The organism is Leucobacter musarum subsp. musarum, assembly GCF_001273845.1.
GTDB classification, from domain to species: Bacteria; Actinomycetota; Actinomycetes; order Actinomycetales; family Microbacteriaceae; genus Leucobacter; species Leucobacter musarum.
In genome coordinates this window covers 279,567-301,281 of record NZ_JHBW01000065.1, presented here as the reverse complement: position 1 = coordinate 301,281, position 21,715 = coordinate 279,567, and the positions used below count along the sequence as shown (strand labels likewise).

Here is a 21,715-nt window from a genome sequence, read left to right as displayed (position 1 = left end):
GCCGCCAGAACAGCGCGCGCATACGGCCTCGCCTTCCCGCGGTGGTGCACTGATGTGCTTCGGGATCACCGCGCGATGTCTTCACGGTGAGATAACGATCCACAGTTCCGCTTGAGCGGACATCGACGGCTTCGGCTAGTGCGCAGAACCCGCGGGGATCGCCTCCACTGTAGCACCCTTGGTATCGACCGCCAGGGTGAGCACGCGCCAATCCGGGTGCGTTTCGGCGACCTGGTCGGCCGCTTGCATGCGGTCGAGCGGCCCGTTCGAGAGCACGAGCACGGAGGGCCCGGCACCCGACACCACGGCGGCGTGACCGGCGGATCGCAGATCACCGATGAGGTCGCGCGTGGCTGGCATCGCGGCGCCGCGGTAGTTCTGGTGCAGGCGATCCTCGGTGGCTTCGAGCAGCAGTTCGGGGCTCTGCGTCAGCGCCGCAATGAGCAGCGCCGAGCGTGAGACGTTGAACACCGCGTCCTCGTGCGGCACCTGCTTCGGTTGCAGGCTGCGCGCGAGCTCCGTCGACATCGTGAAGCTGGGCACGAGCACGAGCGGAGCGACCCCGCGGTGCACCATGAGTCGTTTGAACCGGGGGCCCTGCTCGGTGGTCCAGGCGATCGTCAGCCCGCCGAAGAGCGCCGGCGCGACGTTGTCGGGGTGCCCTTCGAGTTCGGTGGCGAAGGCGAGCAGTTGCTCTTCGCTCAGCTCGAGCGGCGCGACGGGGTCGCTCTGCAGCAGGCCGGCTGCGATCATCACGCCCGCGACGATCGCGGATCCCGAAGACCCCATGCCGCGGCCGTGCGGAATCCGGTTCGTCGCGGAAACGTCGAGTCCGGGCATGTCGCGGCCCAATTGGGCGTAGACGTGCGCGGTCGAGCGCACCACCAGGTTGGTCTCGTCGGTGGGCACCTCTCCCTCGCCGACGCCTGACACGGTGACGCTGGCCCCGGGCGCGTCGCGTACGACGGCAACGAGCTCGTCACCGTACGCAAGCGCGATGCCGAGCGTGTCGAATCCGGGGCCGAGGTTGGCGCTGGTCGCGGGAACGCGCACCTTGACGGCGCGGCCGACGCCGCTCGCCGCGCTCACGCCTGACCCTCGAGTCGCAGCACGCTGGTGACGTCGGTGACCACGTCGGCGGCGCGCAGCGCCTCGACGGTCGCCGCGAGATCGGCTTCGCGCGCGCGGTGCGTGCCGATGACGAGCGCGGCGCTCGGTTCGGCGCCTTCCGCGCCCTGCGCGACGGTCTGCTCGACGCTGGCCGCGGAGACGCCGTGCTCGGCGAGGATGCCGGCGATGCTCGCGAGCACGCCGGGCTGGTCGCGAACGGCGAGCATGATCTGATACGCCGTCGTCACTTCGCCAACAGGGAGGATCGGCAGTTCGGCGTGGAGCGACCCCGGGATACCGGGCCCACCGACCACGTGTCGACGCGCCGCGGAGACAACGTCGCCGAGCACGGCCGAGGCCGTCTCTGCGCCGCCGGCACCCGCACCGTAGAACATGAGCTCACCAGCGGCTTCGGCTTCCACGAACACGGCGTTCTTGCCGCCGTAGACCGCCGCGAGCGGGTGGTCGCGGCGGATGAGTGCCGGGTATACGCGCGCAGAAACGCCCGAAGTGCCGTCGGCGGCCTCCAGGCGCTCGGCGATCGCGAGAAGCTTGATGACGTAGCCGGCGTTCTTCGCCGCGTCGATCTGCGCCCCGGTGATGCTGGTGATGCCCTCGCGGTGCACGGCGTCGACCGGAACCTCGGTGTGGAAGGCGATGCTCGCGAGGATGGTGGCCTTCTGCGCGGCGTCGTAGCCCTCGACATCGAGGGTCGGGTCGGCTTCGAGGAAGCCCAGCTCGCTGGCGACGCGCGAGGCGTCTTCGGCGCTGTCGCCGAATCGGTCCATGCGGTCGAGGATGTAGTTCGTCGAGCCGTTGACGATGCCGAGCACCCGGGTGATGTGGTCGCCGGCGAGGCTCTCGCGGAGGGGGCGGAGAATCGGGATCGCCGCGGCGACCGCAGCCTCGTATGAGAGCTGCGCGCCGACCTGCTCAGCGACCTCGGAGAGCTCGGGGCCGTGAGCGGCGATGAGCGCCTTATTCGCGGTGACAACGTCGGCGCCGCCCTGCAGCGCTTGCGTGATGAGCGTGCGCGCGGGCTCGATGCCGCCCATCAGCTCGATGACGATGTCGGACCCCTGCACCAGGCGCTCAGCGTCGGTCGTGAAGAGCTCCTGAGGCAGCTCGACATCCCGCTTGCCGTTCACGTCGCGCACGGCGATGCCGGCGAGCGTGAGGCGCGCGCCGATGCGCGCTGCGAGCTCGTCGCCGTGCTCGAGGATGAGTCGTGCCACTTGCGCGCCCACTGAGCCGCAGCCCAGCAGTGCCACGCGAAGGTCGCGATATCCGTTCATCTGTATCTCCTTGAGGGTGTGGTTCGGGATCGCCGCTCGCGGCGCAATGGTGAGGTCTGAGGCAGTTCGTCAGTCTGCACGGGCCGGGGCCACCGGCGCCGGAATGACCGACTTCGCCAGCAGCTCGTCTTCGGTTTCGCCGCGCACGATGATGCGGGCCGTGCCGTCGGCGACCGCGATGACCGGCGGACGGGGCACGTAGTTGTAGTTGCTCGAGAGCGACCAGCAGTACGCGCCCGTCGCGGCGACGGCGAGCGTGTCGCCCGGCTGCACGTCACCCGGCAGCACGTCGCGCTGTACGACGATGTCACCCGATTCGCAGTGCTTGCCGACGACGCGAACGAGCGCCGGGGCGGCGTCGCTCTCACGGTTGGCGATCCTGACCTGATAATCGGCGCCGTAGAGCGCCGGCCGCGCGTTGTCGCTCATGCCGCCGTCGACGCTCACGTAGAGCCGTTCGGGGAAGCCGAGATCGGCCGGGTCGGTTGCGGCATCGGAGCCGGCGAGCGCGACCGACTTCGTCGTGCCGACGGTGTAGAGCGTGACACCGGCCTGGCCGATGATGGTGCGACCGGGTTCGAAGGCGAGCTTCGGGATCGCGACGCCCACTTCAGCGGCGGTCTCCGCGACGATGTCTGCCAATTCGGCGGCGATGCGCGCGACGTCGGGGGCTTCGTCGGCCTGGGCCGAGGTGTAGGCGATGCCGAAGCCGCCGCCCAGGTTGAGTTCGGGAATGGGGCGCCCGGCGATCCGCTCGAGCTCGGGGTAGGCGCCGAGCAGACGGCGCGCCGATTCGCGGAAGCCATCGGTGGCGAAGATCTGCGACCCGATATGGCAGTGCAGACCGACGAAGTCGAGGCTGTCATGCGCCAGGATCGCCGTCACGAGCCGCGGGGCATCGTCGAGGGGCTGCCCGAACTTCTGGTCTTCGTGCGACGTCGCGAGGAAGTCGTGCGTGGACGCATGCACCCCACTATTCACCCGAAGGCGCACGCGCTGCTGCCGTCCCGCGGCGCGCGCGGCCGCGGCGATGCGCTCGGTCTCGATCTCGCTGTCGATGATGATCGTGCCGACTCCGGCCTCGACCGCGCGCCGGATCTCGCGCTCAGACTTATTGTTGCCGTGGAAGCCGATGCGCGCCGGGTCGACGCCCGCCGCGAGTGCCACGGCCAGTTCGCCGCCACTCGCAACGTCGACCGCGAGCCCCTCGTCGACCATCCACTGCGCTACCTCGACGCACAGGAAGGCCTTGCCGGCGTAGTACACCGTCGCGCTCGTGCCGACGCGTTCGGCTTCGCGCTGCAGCGCCTCGCGCACCTCGCGCGCACGGCTGCGGGCCGCTGACTCGTCGATCACGTACAGCGGCGACCCGAACTGCTCGGTAAGGTCGGTGGCGCGCACGCCTCCCAGCTTGAGCTGGCGGCATTCGCTGCCGCGGCGGGCGGACGGCGGGAACACGCGCGCATCGATCGCGTTCGGGTTCGCAGCGTTCGCCTCTGCCATGTGTGCTCCTGGGGTCTCGATCTCGTGTCCGTCGAACTCGCGGGCCGCGAGAGAGCGACCGATGGCGAGCGGACCCGGATTGGCCCCTGAAGCCGTGCGCGCGGAGGAATCCTCTGAACGAACCCGTTCAGCTTACCGGGTGAGGCACGAGGACTGGACATACGACGAGGGCCGGCAACGGCCCTGACGGTGCAGGATCGCGGCCCGCCCTCGAGCGAGTACCGTGCAGTCGGGTCGTGAGGCTAGCCCACACCCTCGAGCATGTCGGTCTCGGTGTTGCCGATGTTCGCGATGACCTCGGGACGGCTCTTGCGGAGGAACACGAACCACCCGAGCGCGACGACCATGGTCGCGAGGAACAGATACGGAATCACGTTGAGCGGGAAGGCCGGCACCGGGTACACGTTCGCGAAGAAGACGTAGACCATTGCGACGACGGCGATGAACGCGCAGATGCTTACGAGCGCGCTGCGCATCCCCTCGCGGCGCACCCACGCCACACAGGCGATGGCGACCAGCGCGTAGGCGACCATGTACCCGAACGTGCCGTAGGTATCGACCCACACCACGATGTCCATCGGGTGCGTGCCGCTGATGAGCAGGATCGCATCGAGCAGGATCGCGAGCGGCCCGGCAATGAGCAGCACGCGGTGCGGGGTCAGGTGGGTGTCGTGCGTGCGGCCGAAGCGCTCGGCGACGACGCCTTCCTTGCCCATGACGTAGACGATGCGGCCGACCACGTTGAGCGGTGCCACGACCACGGCGAAGAACGACGCGGCGACACCGAAGGTGAGGATGGGGGTGAACCATCCGGGCATGCCGATGCGCTCCGAGATGGCCTGCAACGGGCTCGCGACCTCACCGAGATCATCGCCGAGCACGGCGATCTGCGTGTAGGCGGCGAAGACGTACAGCACACCGACGACCACGGCGCTCCACATGATGGCGCGGGGAATCGCGGTGTAGGGGTTCTTCGCTTCGCGCCCGAGCGCATCGGCCGAGGAGAATCCCACGAAGCCGAGGATGCCGAGCACCATGCCCGCCGCGACGCCCTGGAACGGCACGCCCTCGAACGAGAACTGCTTCGGATCCCACGCGTCGGGCCCAATCGCGATCAGTGCCGTGACAAGCAGGATCAAGATGATGGCGACCGAGGCGAGCTCGAGCACGAGCGAGACGCGCGCGGAGATGCGGATGCCGCGAATCGTGAAGAACGTCGCGAGACCGCCGATCACGATGGCGAGCGCGATGAGCCAGAACTTGCTCGATGCGGGCAGGCCGAACGACACGAGCAAGTCGGACATGTACGAGACCGCACCGCCCAGCGAACCGGCGGCGATCCCCCAGCAACCGATAATGAGCGCGACGCCCGCGATGTAGGCGCCGGTCGGGCCGAGGCCCTTCGCGACGTACGTGTACAGGGATCCGGCCGACGCGTTCTTCTTCGCGAAGACTGCGACGCAGTAGCCGACGCAGACGATAACGATCGTCGCGAGGATGAACGACAGCATCGTGCCGTTGCTGGCGCCGATAAAGATCGACGCCGCGGTGAACGCGATGACCGCGCTCGGTGCGATGTTCGCGATGGCCTGAGCGGCGAGCTCGGGCCCCGACATCACGCCGCGACGCAGGCCGGCGTCGACCGGAGCCTGCTGGGTGGTGGTGGTCATGTGAGTGACTCTCCTTCGAGTGGGTGGGTGATCCGCGAACGGATTACGGGATGAGCAGGGTGCGCAGCACGCCGCCGGTTTCGAGATCGTCGAGCGCTTCTGCGGCCTCGGCGAGGGGGCGGCGGCCCGAGATCAGCGGATCGAGCTTGAGCTGTCCGTCCATGTAGCGGTCGACCAGCGCGGGAATATCGATCGACGGACGCACCGAGCCGTAGTTGGAGCCGAGAATGCGCTGGTCGGCTTCGGCGAGCACGAGCGGCTCGAACGACGCCTTCGCGCCGGTCGGCGGCAGGCCCACGATGACGGCGGCGCCGCCGAGTCCGAGCATGCGGATCGCCTGCTCCGTGGTCGAGGTGCGGCCGATGGCATCGAACGCGTAGTCGACACCGTCGGGAATGAGCTCAAACAGCTGCTCCACGGCGTCGCGGTCGGAGGCGTCAATGCGATCCGTCGCGCCGAACTGCAGGGCCATCGCGGTCTTCTCGGGCACGACGTCGACGGCGATGATGCGCTCAGCGCCGGCGAGCTTCGCGCCCTGCACGACGTTGAGGCCCACGCCACCGCAGCCGATGACGGCGACGGTCGAGCCGGGCTCGACACCCGCAGTGTTCAGCACGGCGCCGACGCCGGTCGCGACGGCGCAGCCGACGACCGCGATGACATCGAGAGGTGCGTCATCGCGCACCTTGATGGCGCCTGAGACCGGCACGACGACCTCTTCGGCGAAGGAAGAGACGCTGAGGTAGTGGTGAATCGGCTCGCCCGTGTCGGTGCGGCTGAGACGCGAGGTGCCATCGAAGAGCGAGCCGTGGGTGTTGTTCACCTCGACGACCTTCTGGCAGCGGGCTTCGTGCCCCTGCAGGCAGTAGCGGCACTCGCCGCACGGCGGCACCCAGCTCAGCACGACGTGGTCGCCGACGGCGAGCGACGTGACGTCCTCGCCGAGCTCGACGACGACGCCGGAGCCCTCGTGGCCCATGACCATGGGAGCAGGGGCATCCCACTCGCCGCGCTTCACGTGCAGGTCGGAGTGGCAGACACCGGCGGCAGCGATCTTCACGCGCACCTCACCGGCTTTCGGCGCCGCCAGTGTGACGTCGGTGACCTCTGCGCGGGTCGAGGGATCTCGGAACACGACAGCCTGCATGCTGCACTCCTTCGTTCAACGGATTCGGAACGCCTCGGATCGCAGCGTGCGACCGCGATGGCGACTCAGATGAGGCTACGGAGCGGTCACGGCCTTTGTCATTGCACCAAGTGACGATCTTCGCCATCACACTTCACCACTTGGTACACTCTCGACATGGCTCTTGATCTCTCCGCGGTGGTGCGTGCGGTCGGCGGATCGGTTGCCGCGGGGAGGTTGACGGATCGCACGCCCGTCGACGGCGTCGCCGAGATCGACGGGTACGTCGTCATCGGCAATCCGGCATATACCACGCTCGTGACCGGCCCATCCGAGCTGCTGCTCGCTCGCCTCGACTCCCCCGGAGACCGGCGCGAAGCGCTGCTCGGCGCGGTGTTCATCTCGCCAGAAAACGACGGGGTGCTGCGCTCGGCGCTGCAAACGCACGGCATGACCGCGATCCTCGGCACCGACCTTTCGGGCGCGACGCTGCACGCCGCGCTGCGCGCGCAGATCGCCGACGATCGCGCCGCCGCCGATCGTCTCGTCACCGCCGGCATGAACGTGCTCACCCAAGTCGCGCGACGCGGAGGCGTGACGGCGGTGATCGCCGAGCTCGCCCACCGCATCGACGGCTGGGCCGTGTTGCTCGACGCGCACGGCCAGGTCATCGCGAGCGCAGGTGCCGGGCGCCTGCACGTCTCGGACGCCGCAGCCTTCGCGCTGGGGCGCCCCGTGCGCGTGCGGCACGACGGCCTGCAGTTGCACCGGGTCGGATCGGACCAGGACCTCGCCGGGTCACTCGTGATCGCAACGCGCTCGAGCCGCACGAGCCATGCCCGCGATCTCTCCTCGCTCGCCGCCGCGCTCTTCGACCTGCTGCTGCGCAGCCACGACCCTTCACTCACCGAGCATCTGGGGCGCGGAGCCCTGCTCGATACCCTCGTCGCCGGCGGCGATCGCGCCGAGCAGTTGCTGCACCGCTGGGGTGTGCACGAGCGCACCCTCACCGCGTTCGAACTCGGGGCGCGCACACGCACGATCGATCTCGAACGACTGCTGCGACGCTGGTGCGATGAGCTCGGCGCCGAGCACGTTTTCGCCGCCGATCACGGCCACATTCGCGGATTTGTGCGCGACGATCTCGCTGCGCACCTGCACGCGCGTGTACTGGAGTTCGCCCCGGTCGGCGGCCTGCGCGTGCACCTCGGCGTCGGCGACCCTGCTCCGGTCACCGCTCTCGCGCACTCGGCAACCCAGGCTCACCAGGCGCTCGGTGCCGCCCTCGACGACGGCCGCCCCGCCGTGCGCTACGCCGAGTTGCCCACCGTCGACCTCGTGCTCTCCACCCTGCAATCCGCGAACCGCGGCGGCCTCACCGTACTGCTCGACCCCTTGCGCGAAACCGATGGAGCGCATGGCGAGCTCACCCGCACGCTGCACGTATTCCTCTCGGAGCATGGAGCGCACCGCTCGAGTGCGACGCGCCTCGGAATCCACCGGCAGACCCTCGTCTCGCGCGTTCGTCGCATCGAGGATCTCACCGGGCTCGCACTCGACCGCGCCGACGACCGGGCCGCGGCATGGCTCGCGCTGCGGGCAGCCGGCCTGTGACGCTCCGCGAGGCCGCGGCGATCGAAGTCAGTCGCAGGTGCCCTGTTGCTGCTCGGCCGAGTCGGAGATGATGCCGGGTGCGAGCGAGGCCCGCAGCGTCACCGAACCCGTGCTCGAAAGCACGATGTCGGTCAGGGTGATCCCGCGGGGCAATTGGTCGGCGATGCAGACGGTCTGCGGCTTTAAGATCGGGTCGAGCAGTGAGCCCGTCGCCTGCGCGAGCTGCTCGGTCGAGAGGTCGAAGCCCGCAGCGCTCAGACCGAGCGGATCGATTTCGACCGCTCCGTCCACCGCCTTGACGCCGAGTCGCGCCGAGATCGTGAGCTGTTGCCCGAACGTCTCCACCGATCGGCCGACGACCAGTTCGCCGCCCTGCACTTCGCCCGTCTGCGCAACTCCCTGGGTGAGCAGAGAGATCACGGGTCCGAGCTGATCTTTGTCGAGCGTGAGATCGACCGTACCGTTGGTGATGTCGCCCGACGTCGGATTGAACGGCACGAGATCAGCGTGCAGCGAACCGCCGGCCTGGATGCCGTTCATCACCGGAGCGTCGGGCACCTCGACTGTGACGTCGCCGACCCCGCCGCGCACCGCGTTCAGCAGCGTTGACCCGCCGAGTGACACGTCGACCGGATGGTCATCGGTCAGCTTCAGTTCTGTGCGCACGGCACCCGCGATGACACCCGGAATGATGAGGCGCAGCGCGAACTCCGCTGCAGCCCCCAGCAGCCCGACGACCACCACGACCGCGATGAGCTTCGTCCACCATCGCGACCCCCGCCGCTCGGCCCCCATGCCGAAACTCCGCTCTACAACCGCTCGGGGGCGGTCACGCCGAGCAGATCGAGCCCGTTGCGCAGCACCTGACCGGCCGCGTCGTTCAGCCACAACCGCGTGCGATGCAGGTCTTCGACCGGCTCTTCGCCCAGCGGGATCACGCGGCAGTTGTCGTACCAGCGGTGGTACGCCGCTGCGAGTTCTTCCAGGAAGCGCGCGATGCGATGCGGTTCGCGCAGCTCCGCAGCGCCCGCGACAATGCCGGGGTACTGCTGCAGTTTGCCGAGCAACTCGGTTTCGGTCTCGTGCGTCAGCAGCTCGGGTGCGAACGCGCTGCGGTCGATGCCCGCAGCTGCCGCGTTGCGGTCGACGGCGCAGGTGCGCGCGTGCGCGTATTGCACGTAGAAGACCGGGTTGTCGTTCGTGCGGCTGCGCACCTGCTCACCGTCGAGAGCCAAAGGCGAATCGGCCGGGTAACGGGCAAGCCAGTAGCGCAGAGCGTCAGACCCCAACCACTCGAGCAGGTCGTCGAGCTCGATGATGTTGCCCGCACGCTTCGAGAGGCGCGCGCCGTTGAGGTTCACGAGCTGCCCGATGAGCACGGTGACGTCGGTCTCGATGTTGTCGCCCGCGGCGCCCGCAATCGCCGTCAGACGACCGATGTACCCGTGGTGGTCGGCTCCGAGCAGATAGATCTTCTCACCGAACCCGCGATCCATCTTCGACAGGTAATAGGCGGCATCCGCAGCGAAGTAGGTGTAGATGCCGTTGCCGCGGGTGAACACGCGGTCCTTGTCATCTCCGAACGCGGTGGTGCGCACCCAGATGGCGTCATCCTCTTCGAAGACGTGGCCCTGCTCGCGCAGACGATCCACCGCCGCAGCGATCGGGCTCGGCGAGCCGTCGGCCCCCTCGGTGTGCAGCGTGCGCTCCGAGAAGTAGACGTCGAAGTGCACGTTGAAGCGCTCAAGCGAGTCTTTGATCTCGGCGAGCTGGATCTGGTAGCCCAGCTCCTGCGCCTGCTCGAGCGCCGCATCGCGGTCGCTCTGAGCGAGCTCGGGCAGCTCGGGCTCGCGCTCGAGAATCTTGCGGCCGAGTTCCTGGATGTACGCACCCGGGTACGCGTCTTCCGGTGCCTCTTCGCCGAGCGCGGCAGCGAGCACCGAGCGGCCGAACTTGTTCATCTGCGCGCCGGCGTCGTTGATGTAGTACTCGCTCGTGACCTGCGCACCCGCGGCACGCAGCACGCGCGCCGTCGAGTCGCCGAGCGCGGCCCATCGGGTGTGGCCCATGTGCAACGGACCGGTCGGGTTCGCGGAGACGAATTCGAGGTTGATGTTCTGGCCGGCGAGCATGTCGCTGCGACCGTAGTTCTCGCCCTGTTCGACGACGCGACGCGCCGTCTCGCCCGCGCTCGCGGCATCGAGCGTCAGGTTGATGAATCCGGGGCCCGCGACCTCGGCCTTCGCGACGCCGTCGATCTCGAGCGCGCGCGCCACGATTTCTTCGGCGAGCTCGCGCGGGTTCGCCCCGACGCGCTTCGCGAACTTCATGGCGGCATTCGACGCCCAATCGCCGTGCTCGCGGTTCTTCGGTCGCTCGACCGGCGTGTCCTGTTCCGTCACGACGATGTCGGAGCCGCGAGCGGCGACGAGGTCGGAGAGGATGGCGGCGAGTGCGGTAGCGAGTTCTTGAGGCGTCACGAGCATCGATTCTAGTCGCCGCGGCGCACCCGGCCGTTCAGGTCGGGCTCGCCCGGTAGGAGAGGTCGGAGGTTGTGCGCTAGGCTGGTTGGGTTGCATCTGCTCGCCTCCGTAGCTCAGGGGATAGAGCGCCGGTTTCCGGTACCGTAGGTCGGGGGTTCGAATCCCTCCGGGGGCACTGCAACATCAGCTCCCATCGCGTCAGCGGTGGGAGCTTTTTTCATATGCGCGAGTTTGCGCCATACACCGAGCGATTTGAGTGTTGACAAGCGTTAGGCGGGAGCACCATGCACTCTCGCACGATCGGGTGAAGTCTCAGCTCCAGGCCCCGGTGAGCAGCCCGACGATCGCGATGACTTGCACCGCGCCGAGCACGATGCCGGTGATCGGCCAGGCGTAGGTGCGCCTGGCCGAGATGGCGAAGCAGAGTGCAACGATCCCGAGCACCGCACCGACCGCACCGATCAATGCCGACAGTGGCATGACGATGAGGAGCAGCCACCCGTAGTTCTGATCGATGGTGACCATCAGTAGGATCACGATCGCGATGGGCAGAATCCCGGCCGCCGATACGATGGTCGCCGCGAGGCCCCAGCCGACGGCGCGGCGGTCGGGGCGAAGCTCGAGGTTCGTCATGCGATCATGCTACTGAGCCATCAGCGTGAAATCAGTCGTCAGGCGCGCGGACGCAGCTTGCGGCTGACCCACACGACGATGGCGTCGAAACCGAGAATCACGACGGCGATCACCACGACGTAGATCGCGACGATGCCGTACCCGCCGATGCGTTCGGGGTTGAGGAACGGGTAGGGGTACCACCCGGTCGCGGCGCCGCGAATGAGCGTGTAGATGACCCAGATGATCGGGAAGATTGCCGCGACCCACAGATGCCGGAAGGTGAGCGCTCCCCGACCGGGAGCGAAGATCCAAGCTGCGACGACGAGGATCGGCCCGACGAGGTGCAGCACCTCGTTCGACCACCCGAGCGTCCCCTCCTGGTCGAGCGAAATCTGGCGCAGCAGGGTGTTGTAGACGATGCCCGTGGTCGCCATGTAGGTCGCGACGGCGCCGAAGAATGCGGTGAACCATGCGGGATCAACCGCCCGGGTTGACGAGAACCATGCGGCTGTGATGAGTGCGATGACGGCCAGCACGTTCGACAGAATCGTGAAGAAGCTGAAGAAGTTCGTGTAGAAGAACGCGCGGTCTGCGGGATCGAAGCTTAGGCTGTACACGAGTTGCCCCACGATGGCCGTGAAGATGAGGAGTGCCGCCGCTGCGGCGAGCGCCGCGAACACGCGACGTCGGGTGGTGGAGCGCGTGGGAGCGTCGGTCGGCGTCATCGGGGTCCTCACATCTGAAGGCGAACTCCCATATTCTGCCGCAGGCGGACACCCATGCACCACTGGCGTGTGACGGTCAATCGGTATTGGCGACCAATACCTGATGCATGCCCGAAGCTCCCTCATGAGCGAAGCCGAGAGATTCGTACACGCCAACCGCATCATTGCTGGCGAACAACCCCACGAACAGTTCGACGTCGCCGGCCGGCCGCAGCAATTCGAGCAGTCGTGCAACCAGGTCCGTTGCGATCCCCGTTCCCGTAGCTTCCGGCGAGACAATTACGTCTTGAACATACGCGTACTGCAGTCCGTCTCCCACGGCGCGCGCCATCCCGATCGCACTGCCGTCATCATCGACACAGACGACGCCCGCCAGCGAAGCCCGAAGTGACGACGCGCGCACCTCGTCGTCGAAATGGTGCTGCCAGCCGACGGCTGCGGCGAGTGCTGCATGTTCAACGGGTGTGGCGACGCGGTCGAGAATGCGGTGAGACATAGCGGTACCGTAGCCGCTTGCCACACGGAGGAGCGAGGGCCTTGCGAGCCGTCGCGGTCTCCCGTCAGATCACAGTGCGAATCCCGCGGGAAAAGGATCCTCAGGGTCGAGCACGAACTGCGCGAACGAGGTGATCCACGCGCTTCCCGTAATGGTGGGGATCACCGCTTCGCGGTCGGCGACGACCACTCGGTCGACGAGACGCCCCGTAAACCTGGTGCCGATGAACGACTCGTTCACGAAGTCAGTGTCGAGCGGAAGCTCGCCGCGCGCGTTGAGGAGCGCCATGCGGGCGCTCGTGCCGGTTCCCCCCGGCGACCGGTCGATCCAGCCCGGATAATTCACGAGCACGTGGCGCGTGTGGCGCGCATTCGAATCGGGTGCGAGAAAGACGACGTGTTCGCAACCCGAGTATCCGGTCTCCGGATGCACGGGACGCGCCTGCGCATTGACGGCGTCCATAATCTCGCGTGCAGCCGAGATGAGCCGATCTGCAGAATCGCGTTCCCAAGGAATGCCGAGCGACGCGAGCTCGATGAACGCGTAATAGTTGCCGCCGAAAGCGACATCGACACTCACCGAACCATGAGTCGCCGTGTCAATGACGACCCCCTCCTGCTGCACGAATGAGGGCACGTTGGTGATCGTCACCGATTGCGCTTTTCCGTCTTGCACTGCGACATCGGCTGCGATGAGCCCGATAGGGGTATCGAGCGGCACGCGAGTGATGGGCTCGCTCACCTCGACCATGCCGGTGTCGACGAGTACCGTTGCGACGGCCATGGTGCCTGCCCCGCACATCGGCAACACCCCGGTGACCTCGATGAACAGCACGCCCCAGTCGGCGTCGGGATGCGTCGCGGGCTGCAGGATCGCCCCCGAGAGCGCGCTGTGACCGCGCGGTTCAGTGAGCAGGAATGTGCGCAGGTGATCGGAGTGCTCGATGAACCACTCGCGCCGTTCTTGCATCGTGGATCCAGGAAACGCTGGCACGCCTCCGGTGACCACGCGTACTCCGAGGCCCGCGATGTGCGCGTCGACGGCCTGAATCGTGCGGCAGCTTCTCATGCAGCGACCTCTGTGTCGTCACCCGCGAATCCGCCCGCTGCCGCCAAGAGAGCCGAATACACCGATGCTGAAATCTCAAAGGTCTCTCTCGGCGGCTTCCGCCTCCCGAAGTCGGCACGATAGCGTTGCGCGAGATCGACCACACGTTCTTCTGAACGTTCGACGTACTCGAGATCGAATGCAGCGGGGTCGATCGCGAAGACAAAGAGCCCCAGACGGGGAGAATCCATTTCGCGGTCGGGCGAAGCACTCGTCGGAGTCTTTGCCGCGCCACTGCTTAGCGTTGCCAGCAATTCGACCATGAACGCGAGATTCGCACCTTTCACACCGCCGAACGTAAGCAGAGCGCCCTTGAGCGCGGCGTGCGCATCTTGCGTGGGCTCACCTCTCGAGTCGATTGCCCACCCACTCGGAATGGTTTCGTCGCGCTGCGCCGCATCGCGCACGTTTACCCACGCAGTAACGCTCGATGCTTGATCGAACAGCCGCGGCCCATCAGCGTGCGGTATTGCGAACGACATCGGGTTCGTTCCCAGGATCGGAGCGACGGAGCCCAGTGCTGCCATGAGCGGCCGCACATTGCTCGCAGCGAATGCGAGCAAACCCCGTTCGGCGACGGCCTGTGTGTAATAGCTGAGTGCTCCTGCACTGAATGCGTTATGCACGGAGAGCACTGCAACCCCGATCTGCTGCGCTCGGTCGACGAAACCGGGCACAGCTTCGTCGAATGCTCGCTGCATCGCTCCGCGATCCGCATCGACCTGGGTGACCGCCAGTCTCGACGTCGATATCACCGGCTGTGGGCATCCGTTGAGGTCCCCAGCTCGCAACGCCCGCACGTAGTCGAGCAGGTGCGCCGCCCCGACCTCCCCGCGACCACGCCGTTCTGCAGCGATCGTTGCCGTCGTGATGGATGCACAAGACGCAGGGTCAGCCCCGGCACTCTGGAGCGCCTGACGACAGAGACTCTCCAATTCTGAGGGGGTGATCTATGTGGTCGTTCGCTGCGCAGACTCCATGGCTCTTCAACGCTACCGAAGGCCCCGAGCAAGGCAAGATCTTGTATGCCGACGCATCATATTTGAACATCTGATCCATTAGAATCCCTCCAGGAGGAACTTATGCCCATTCCCGCTTCTTCGAAGCCCAAGATCGCCCGTCGTCTGCTCCGCGACGAGGCGCACGACGCCATCCGCGACGCCATTCTCGACGGCACACTCGCCGCGGGTGAGCAGCTCGACGATGCCAGCCTGCAGGAGTGGCTCGGCATCTCGCGCACTCCGATTCGCGAGGCGATCATCGCACTCCAAGTCGAGGGTCTCGTCGAAATTGCCGCGCAGACCCACACCCGAGTGGTGCAGCCGAGCAAGGAGAGCGTCGAAGACGCGATTCAAACCGTCGGCGTCGTGCTCGGCGGTGTGATGCGCACGGTGGTTCCGGCGCTCACCGACGCGACGCGCACGGAGATGCTCGCGTTCACGGACCGTGCGCAAGAAGCAATTGCTGCGGGCGATGTGCGCGGACACATGGCCATTGCGGTCGAACTCTACGACTTCTTGGTGCAGCAGTGCCCCAACCCGACACTGCGGAAGCTGGCCGCCGGCACGGTGACCTCGCTCAGCTTCCAGTACCGCATCACCATCGACGCGCGCACGCCGAACTGGGAGCTGCTGTCGAGCGGGTGGAGCCGCATGCGCGAAGGGATCGAATCAGCCGACCCGATCGCCACCGAGCTCGCGTTCGAAGACATGCATCGTCTGCCGCTGCCCGGCCCCGCCTGGGCGCCGGCAACGTGGCACGAGACCCCGGGGGCCTGACCCCGACGCCAGGTGATCACGCTGCATCGCGAAAAGCTGCGCGGTAGTTCGCCGGCGTCGTGCCAGTTTCGGCGTGGAACCGATCCCGCAGCACAGCAGCATTGCCGAACCCGCAGCGACCCGCGATTTCCTCGATCGAGGCATCACTCGTCTCCAGCCATTCACGGGCCCGCACGACCCGCTGCTGAGCGACCCACCGAGAAACGGTCGACCCCGTGCGCTGCCGAAACGCGCGCGTGAACGCACTGCGGCTGGCGTGCACGTGCGCCGCCAAGACATCGATCGTGAGCCGTTCATCGAGGTGGTCGAGCGCCCAGCTGCAGGCGCGCCCCACCGGATCGTCGATCTCGGGCACAATTGGCGTCTCGATGAACTGCGCTTGGCCGCCCGGCCGGTGCGGTGCGGCAACGATGCGTCGCGCGGTGCGGTTCGCGATGTGCTGCCCGCTGCGCGAGGCCAGGAGATGCAAGCACGTATCGATGCCCGCACTCGCCCCCGCTCCCGTCAGCACCGACCCCTCGTCGACATAGAGCGCGGCGGGGTCGAGACGAACCTCAGGAAAGCGCGCCCGAAACACCTCGGCCCATTTCCAGTGCGTGGTGGCGGCTCGAGCATCGAGCACGCCGGCATCGGCCACCACGAACGCCCCTAAGCAGAGGCCGACAATCGTTGCGCCACGTTCGTGTGCGTGCCGGATCGCGCTGACGACGGGACCCGGGGCCGCCTCGTGCGGTGCACCCCACCAGGGCACAACCACGACGTCGACGTCGTCAAGCAACCCCAGGTCGTGCGGCACCATGATGTCGAACCCGGCACTCGTCGGGAGTGGGCCGGCCTGCTCCGCACAGACGCCGATCGTCCAGGGCTCCGACTCCCCCGCGGGGGTCTCTGGCCCGAGCACCAGCGACGGCACCGAAAGATGGAACGGGCTGATCCCGGGAAACGCGATTACCGCGACACGTGGTGCTGACATGCGTGTGATCCTGCGCTTTCGTCCGTTTTCCATGCAGTGCGACCCGATTGCATCTGTTCCACCGCAATCGGCCGAGTCACACTGTACGTGACGCAACCGAAAGGATCATCATGACCGCATCGTCCACCCTCCGCGAGCTCAGCGGGCTCCCCACCGAGGCCGCGACCCTGGCCAACGCCACGGTCATCCTCGTCGACTACCAGAACACCTACACCACCGGGGTGATGGAACTCGACGGATGGGACCCCGCACTCGACGCGGCCGCAGACTTGCTTGCGCGAGCTCGCGCAGCAGGATCCACCATCATCCACGTCGTGCACGACGATGGCCCCGGCTCCCCCTACGACATCAGCTCCGAGATCGGAGCGATCCACGAGCGCGTCGCCCCGATCGACGGCGAAGCCATCGTCGTCAAGGGCGCTCCAAATGCGTTCGTCGGCACCAACCTCGGCGATCTCGTCGATGCTGCCGGCAACGAGGAGGTCATCATCGGTGGGTTCATGACCCACATGTGCGTGACGTTCACCTCGGAGGGCGCGTTCTTGCGCGGCAACCGCCCCACGGTGGTCGCCGACGCGACCGCGACCCGCTCGCTGCCGACTGTGGGTGGCGGAGTCGTACCAGCCGCAGAGCTGCACCGCAGCGCGCTCGCAACGATCGGCGACATCTACGCGGTCGTCGTGCCCAGCGCGAGCGACCTGAACTAGGGCGCGACTCAGGCAGCCCCTGTACCCCCGTGTCCAGGGGCTGCCCCGCCCGCAGCGACTCCATTACGCTCGACGCATGGACGATCGTCTGCAGCACGCCGCTCGCGCAACGGAGCACAGCCGTGCGTTTCGTGTACTCGCACGCGGCGGGTATGTTGCCAGTGGTCTCGTGCACGCACTCATCGGTGCGCTTGCGATCTCCGTCGTGGTGCGGAGCGGAGCCGCGGAAGCCGATCAAGTCGGCGCGCTTTCGGCCATCGCCGGCATCCCGCTCGGCTTCGCCGCACTCTGGGTCGTCGCTGCGCTCCTCTTCGCGCTCGGGGTGTTCCACGTCGTCCACGGTTTCGCCCTCGACCTCTCGTCGCGCCGCAAGCGTTGGGGTCGCCGGCTTGCCGAGTGGGGCCAGGGCATCGCTTTCTGCGTCATGGGCGGTATCTCGGTCGCTGTGGCGTTGGGAGCCCGCCCGGACCCCGACGAAACGGCGCAGCAAGCGAGTCGCGGCCTGTTGACGTTCCCCGGCGGTTCCGTGCTGCTGGTCATCGTCGGCATCGCCGTTGCCATCGTCGGCGGCGCCTGGGTATGGATGGGCATCGCGAGGAGCTTTCGCAAGCAGATGACCCTGCCGCACAGTGCCGCGGGTCACGCCATCGCCGGGCTCGGGGCCGTCGGCTTTGTCGGCAAGGGTGCGGCTCTGCTCACCGTCGGCGGTGTGCTGGCGCTCGCCGGGCTCGAACGCGATTCGACGTCGGCGGGCGCGCTCGACGCCGCGATCACCTCACTCTCGAAGCTTCCCGGCGGCAACGTCGCGATCGTGCTGATCGGAGTGAGCTTCCTCGCCTACGGCCTCTTCTGCCAGTTCCGGGCACGCTTTGCCGATCTCTAATGCCCGAGGCCTCCTCGGCAGCGTTTGAACGTGAGGTGCGTGACACCACTCGGCGTCGTCTCGGACTCGACTGAGAACCCCGATTCCCACCCTTCGAGTCCTTCCCACAGCTGCGACCCGCGGCCGAGCAGAATCGGAACTTGCACGACGTGCAGCACGTCGATCAGGTCGGCGGCCAAGAACTCGCGCACCGTACTCGGGCCGCCTCCGATGCGGACGTCTTGCCCTGCCGCCGCTGCGAACGCTTCGGCGAGCACGTCGTGCGGTGTCGCTTCACGAAAGTGGAACGTCGTCTCGCCACGGGTGAGCGATGCGCGCGGATGGTGCGTCAGCACGTACACCGGCGAGTGAAACGGCGGCTCGTCACCCCACCAGCCGCCCCACTCCGCGTCGTCGTGCCACCCCGGAGGGCCGTACTTGCCCGCGCCCATGATTTCTGCACCGATGTTCTCCCAGGCGCGGCGCGCGTGACGATCGTCGGGTTCCGTCGCCGGGTCGACCGCCTGCCGCTCGCGATCGCCAGAAAGTCCCTGGAAGGTCGCGGTCGGGAAGAACCACTGCATGAGCCGCATTCCGGCGTGGCCAAATGGCGCATCGATCGACTGGTCGGCGCCCGCCCCGTAGCCGTCGAGCGAGATGGCGATGTTGTGTGCGCGTGCAAGAGGCATCAGTGGCTCCGTTCGTTCGGGGTTCGCAGAGTGCGGCGTGCGTCAGCGGTCGTCGAGGGCGCGACCCTTGCGGTCGACGAGCCCCCAGGTCGCCCCTGCGGCGACCACGAAGAACACCGCAAACACCGCGAATGTCAGGGCAGATCCTCCCGCGATGAGCAGGACGGGCACGAGGAGTGGCGCCACGATCGAAGCGATGCGCCCGACCCCGGCTGCCCAGCCCGCACCGGTGGCACGCGCTGACGTCGGATAGATCTCGGGGGTGACCGCGTACAGCGCACCCCAGGCGCCCAGGTTGAAGAACGACAGCGCCATCCCTGAAGCGATGATCGCGGCTTCAGTATGCACCGTGCCGAACACGATCGCGGAGGCAGCCGACCCGACTAAGAAGACGGACAGCGTCAAGCGGCGCCCCCAGACTTCGATCAGCCACGCGGCGACCGCGTACCCCGGCAATTGCGCGAGCGTAATGATCAGGGTGAAGCCGAACGAGCGGACGAGACTGAAACCGGCGTCGACCAGGATACTGGGGATCCAGATGAACGCGCCGTAATAGGCAAAGTTCACGCAGAACCATACGACCCAGATCGACAGGGTGCGGCCGCGATACTCCGCCGACCAGAGTGTCGCAAGACGGGATCCTGATGAGGCGGGAGTTGCGGGGGCCGCCCCGACTCCAGTGGCCTCCTGGGCCGAAGCCGAAGCCGAAGCCGAAGCCGAAGCCGAAGCCGAAGCCACCTTCGCAGGCGACGGTGCGACGTCGCTCGGTGATCCGGCAGCCGCTTCGAACGAGGCGACGATCTGCTCGGCCTCGGCGGTGCGCCCCCGACCGGCGAGCCAGCGGGGCGACTCGGGCAGCGCCCAGCGCACGACGAAGGCGTACACGGCAGGAATCGCCCCGAGCGCGAACGCCCACCGCCAGCCATTCTCAGATGCCGGAACGACGAAGTAGCCGATCAGCGCGGCCGCCGTCCACCCGACCGCCCAGAACGCTTCGAGAATCACAATCAGTCGACCGCGGATGCGCGCCGGCGCGAACTCGCTCACATAGGTCGACGCCACGGGCAGCTCGGCACCGAGCCCCAGACCGACGAAGAAGCGCAGTACGAGCAGCACGGCGATGCCGCCCACGAGCGCGCTCGCCCCCGTCGCGAGTCCGTATACGAGCAGGGTAATCGCAAAGACGTGGCGCCGACCGAAGCGATCTGCCAGCAACCCGCCGAGACTCGCGCCGATCGCCATGCCCGCAAAGCCAACCGAGGCGATCAGCCCGCCCTCGGCTTTATCAATGCCCCACTGCTGCGTCAGCGCAGCAATGATGAACGAGATCAGCCCCACATCCATGGCATCGAGCGCCCAGCCGATGCCAGACCCTCCCAGGATCTTGCCGTGCTTGCGAGTGAACGGGAGCGCGTCGAGGCGCTGCGCGAGCGAGCGGCGCTCGCCCGTCGAGGTTGCGGTCATGGGTTCATCGTAGGGCTCACCACCCACATCGCGCAGCAGTCAGTCGGCGACGGCTGTCGCACTCAGCAGGCCACTACGTTGACTGCAAGGCCGCCCATCGCGGTTTCCTTGTACTTGTCGCTCATGTCTTTGCCGGTCTCGCGCATCGTGACGATCACCTGGTCGAGGCTGACGCGATGGTCACCGTCGCCCATCAGCGCCATCTTCGCGGCGTTCACCGCTTTCGAGGCGGCGATCGCGTTGCGCTCGATGCACGGAATCTGCACGAGCCCGCCGATCGGATCGCACGTCAGACCGAGGTTGTGCTCCATCGCGATCTCGGCTGCGTTCTCGACCTGTTCGGGGGTGCCGCCGAGCACTTGCGCGAGACCCGCCGCGGCCATCGATGAAGCGGAACCGACCTCGCCCTGGCAGCCGACTTCGGCACCCGAAATCGACGCCTGCTCTTTGTAGAGCACACCGACCGCACCGGCTGCGAGCATGAAGTCGGCGACCGCGCGCTGCCGCTGTTCGCTGCTCCACGAGGCCGCGCCGGGCGCGTAGTGCGTGGCGTAGAAGAGAACGGCCGGAATGATGCCTGCTGCGCCGTTCGTCGGCGCAGTGACCACACGGCCCCCAGACGCGTTCTCTTCGTTGACGGCGAGCGCGACGAGGTTGATCCACTCCTGCCAGAACACGGGGTCGCGGTGCGGATCGCGCTCCGTCAGCCGGCGGTGCCAGTCGGGCGCACGGCGTCGCACATTGAGCCCACCCGGCAGCACGCCGGTGCGCTCGAGTGCTGAGTTCTTGCACGCCTCCATGACGTCCCAGATATGCGCGAGCCCCTCGCGCACCTCGCGTTCGGTGCGCGAGACGCGCTCGTTCGCCAGCATCACGTCAGCGATCGAGATCCCCGCACCGCGGGCGTGCGTGAGCAGTTCGGCCGCAGTGGTGAACGGAAACGGCTGCTCGGCAGCCAGGTGGTCGCGCTGATCGTGCAGATCGTGCTCGCTGCCTTCGCCGTCGCCGTCGCGCACGATGAACCCGCCGCCGACCGAGAAGTACGTCTCCGACTCGATCACGGCGTCGTCGGCATCGAGCACGGTGAACCGCATACCGTTCGTGTGCTGCGGCAGCACCGTGAGCGGTCGCAGCACAATATCTGCGACGCCGAAACGCAGCACATTCGGGTCGCCGTCGAGTTCGCCCCCGAGGCGCAGTTCACCGCTCCGCTCCTGCCGCGCGAGCGCCGCATCGACTTCTTCGGGGAGCACGGTCTCGGGGTCGAATCCTTCGAGACCGAGCAGCACCGCGGTGAAGGTGCCATGGCCGTGCCCCGTCGCCGCCAGCGACCCGAAGAGGTCGACGCGAAGTTCGCGCACCCTCCCGACCCCGCCGGAGCGGCGGGCGAGCCCGGAGACGAACGCGCGCCCAGCGCGCATCGGGCCCACTGTGTGCGAGCTCGAGGGCCCGATGCCGACCGTGAAGAGGTCGAAGACGCTGACGGCCATGATGACAT

General features: G+C 67.4%; 20 protein-coding genes and 1 tRNA gene. 5 read left to right on the top strand and 16 right to left on the bottom strand.

Translation table 11 applies throughout. The annotated features are described in order from the left end of the window. Positions 1–135: 135 nt before the first annotated feature. The 5 genes from thrB to CH42_RS04230 form a co-directional block, all read right to left on the bottom strand. Positions 136–1,089 carry a homoserine kinase gene (gene thrB / locus CH42_RS04250; protein WP_053351949.1) on the bottom strand — a complete coding sequence of 318 codons (954 nt, stop codon included), beginning with the start codon at positions 1,087–1,089 and terminating at the stop codon, positions 136–138. After that, positions 1,086–2,405 carry a homoserine dehydrogenase gene (locus CH42_RS04245; RefSeq protein WP_053351948.1) on the bottom strand — a complete coding sequence of 440 codons (1,320 nt, stop codon included), beginning with the start codon at positions 2,403–2,405 and terminating at the stop codon, positions 1,086–1,088. The genes thrB and CH42_RS04245 overlap by 4 nt, the downstream gene beginning before the upstream one ends. 69 nt (positions 2,406–2,474) lie before the next feature. Continuing rightward, positions 2,475–3,908 (bottom strand): diaminopimelate decarboxylase, encoded by a 1,434-nt coding sequence (gene lysA / locus CH42_RS04240; RefSeq protein WP_053351947.1) that lies wholly within the window; start codon positions 3,906–3,908, stop codon positions 2,475–2,477. A gap of 242 nt (positions 3,909–4,150) precedes the next feature. Beyond that, positions 4,151–5,578 (bottom strand): APC family permease, encoded by a 1,428-nt coding sequence (locus CH42_RS04235; protein WP_053351946.1) that lies wholly within the window; start codon positions 5,576–5,578, stop codon positions 4,151–4,153. Positions 5,579–5,621: 43 nt separating this feature from the next. After that, positions 5,622–6,725: an alcohol dehydrogenase catalytic domain-containing protein gene (locus tag CH42_RS04230; RefSeq protein WP_053351945.1), complete on the bottom strand. Its 1,104-nt coding sequence runs from the start codon at positions 6,723–6,725 to the stop codon at positions 5,622–5,624. Between the two features lie 156 nt (positions 6,726–6,881). Here CH42_RS04230 and CH42_RS04225 point away from each other — a divergent pair, with 156 nt between their 5' ends. Continuing rightward, a complete protein-coding gene (locus tag CH42_RS04225) occupies positions 6,882–8,318 on the top strand; it encodes a PucR family transcriptional regulator (protein WP_053351944.1) in 1,437 nt (478 codons plus the stop codon). 27 nt (positions 8,319–8,345) lie between these two features. On the opposite strand, the gene CH42_RS04220 is transcribed toward CH42_RS04225, so the two are convergent. Then, positions 8,346–9,113: an LmeA family phospholipid-binding protein gene (locus tag CH42_RS04220; RefSeq protein WP_053351943.1), complete on the bottom strand. Its 768-nt coding sequence runs from the start codon at positions 9,111–9,113 to the stop codon at positions 8,346–8,348. A gap of 14 nt (positions 9,114–9,127) precedes the next feature. Next, positions 9,128–10,798: an arginine--tRNA ligase gene (gene argS / locus CH42_RS04215; RefSeq protein WP_053352058.1), complete on the bottom strand. Its 1,671-nt coding sequence runs from the start codon at positions 10,796–10,798 to the stop codon at positions 9,128–9,130. Between the two features lie 105 nt (positions 10,799–10,903). Between argS and CH42_RS04210 the strand changes: the two genes are divergently transcribed. Beyond that, positions 10,904–10,976: transfer RNA gene (locus CH42_RS04210), tRNA-Arg, on the top strand. Positions 10,977–11,113: 137 nt separating this feature from the next. Here CH42_RS04210 and CH42_RS04205 read toward each other — a convergent pair. The 5 genes from CH42_RS04205 to CH42_RS04185 all read right to left on the bottom strand — a co-directional run bounded on the left by CH42_RS04205 (position 11,114) and on the right by CH42_RS04185 (position 14,679). Beyond that, positions 11,114–11,434 carry a hypothetical protein gene (locus CH42_RS04205; RefSeq protein WP_053351942.1) on the bottom strand — a complete coding sequence of 107 codons (321 nt, stop codon included), beginning with the start codon at positions 11,432–11,434 and terminating at the stop codon, positions 11,114–11,116. A gap of 38 nt (positions 11,435–11,472) precedes the next feature. After that, complete coding sequence (locus CH42_RS04200; protein WP_053351941.1) at positions 11,473–12,141, bottom strand: Pr6Pr family membrane protein; 669 nt, start codon at positions 12,139–12,141, stop codon at positions 11,473–11,475. Between the two features lie 76 nt (positions 12,142–12,217). Then, positions 12,218–12,637, bottom strand: a complete 420-nt coding sequence (locus CH42_RS04195) for a GNAT family N-acetyltransferase (RefSeq protein WP_053351940.1) — start codon at positions 12,635–12,637, stop codon at positions 12,218–12,220. Between the two features lie 69 nt (positions 12,638–12,706). Then, a complete protein-coding gene (locus tag CH42_RS04190; protein ID WP_053351939.1) occupies positions 12,707–13,705 on the bottom strand; it encodes a proline racemase family protein in 999 nt (332 codons plus the stop codon). Next, positions 13,702–14,679, bottom strand: coding sequence for an Ldh family oxidoreductase (locus CH42_RS04185; RefSeq protein WP_075205226.1), 978 nt, complete (start codon positions 14,677–14,679; stop codon positions 13,702–13,704). Before CH42_RS04185 ends, CH42_RS04190 begins: the two co-directional genes overlap by 4 nt. A 147-nt stretch (positions 14,680–14,826) precedes the next feature. On the opposite strand from CH42_RS04185, the gene CH42_RS04180 reads away from it, so the two are divergent. Beyond that, complete coding sequence (locus CH42_RS04180; RefSeq protein WP_053351937.1) at positions 14,827–15,522, top strand: GntR family transcriptional regulator; 696 nt, start codon at positions 14,827–14,829, stop codon at positions 15,520–15,522. Between the two features lie 16 nt (positions 15,523–15,538). On the opposite strand, the gene CH42_RS04175 is transcribed toward CH42_RS04180, so the two are convergent. Further along, positions 15,539–16,495 carry a GlxA family transcriptional regulator gene (locus tag CH42_RS04175; protein WP_053351936.1) on the bottom strand — a complete coding sequence of 319 codons (957 nt, stop codon included), beginning with the start codon at positions 16,493–16,495 and terminating at the stop codon, positions 15,539–15,541. Positions 16,496–16,605: 110 nt separating this feature from the next. Here CH42_RS04175 and CH42_RS04170 point away from each other — a divergent pair, with 110 nt between their 5' ends. Together CH42_RS04170 and CH42_RS04165 are read left to right on the top strand one after the other, a co-directional pair. Further along, positions 16,606–17,202 (top strand): isochorismatase family protein, encoded by a 597-nt coding sequence (locus CH42_RS04170; RefSeq protein ID WP_053351935.1) that lies wholly within the window; start codon positions 16,606–16,608, stop codon positions 17,200–17,202. Positions 17,203–17,278: 76 nt separating this feature from the next. Continuing rightward, the gene (locus CH42_RS04165; protein ID WP_053351934.1) at positions 17,279–18,085 is read left to right on the top strand and encodes a DUF1206 domain-containing protein; all 807 of its coding nucleotides are present in this window, start codon (positions 17,279–17,281) and stop codon (positions 18,083–18,085) included. Here CH42_RS04165 and CH42_RS04160 read toward each other — a convergent pair. From CH42_RS04160 to CH42_RS04150, 3 genes are all read right to left on the bottom strand, one after another. Then, a complete protein-coding gene (locus CH42_RS04160) occupies positions 18,082–18,753 on the bottom strand; it encodes a dihydrofolate reductase family protein (protein WP_053351933.1) in 672 nt (223 codons plus the stop codon). The genes CH42_RS04165 and CH42_RS04160 overlap by 4 nt on opposite strands. A gap of 42 nt (positions 18,754–18,795) precedes the next feature. Beyond that, positions 18,796–20,217, bottom strand: coding sequence for an MFS transporter (locus tag CH42_RS04155; protein WP_053351932.1), 1,422 nt, complete (start codon positions 20,215–20,217; stop codon positions 18,796–18,798). 62 nt (positions 20,218–20,279) lie between these two features. Next, positions 20,280–21,707 (bottom strand): L-serine ammonia-lyase, encoded by a 1,428-nt coding sequence (locus CH42_RS04150; protein ID WP_053351931.1) that lies wholly within the window; start codon positions 21,705–21,707, stop codon positions 20,280–20,282. Positions 21,708–21,715: the final 8 nt, after the last annotated feature.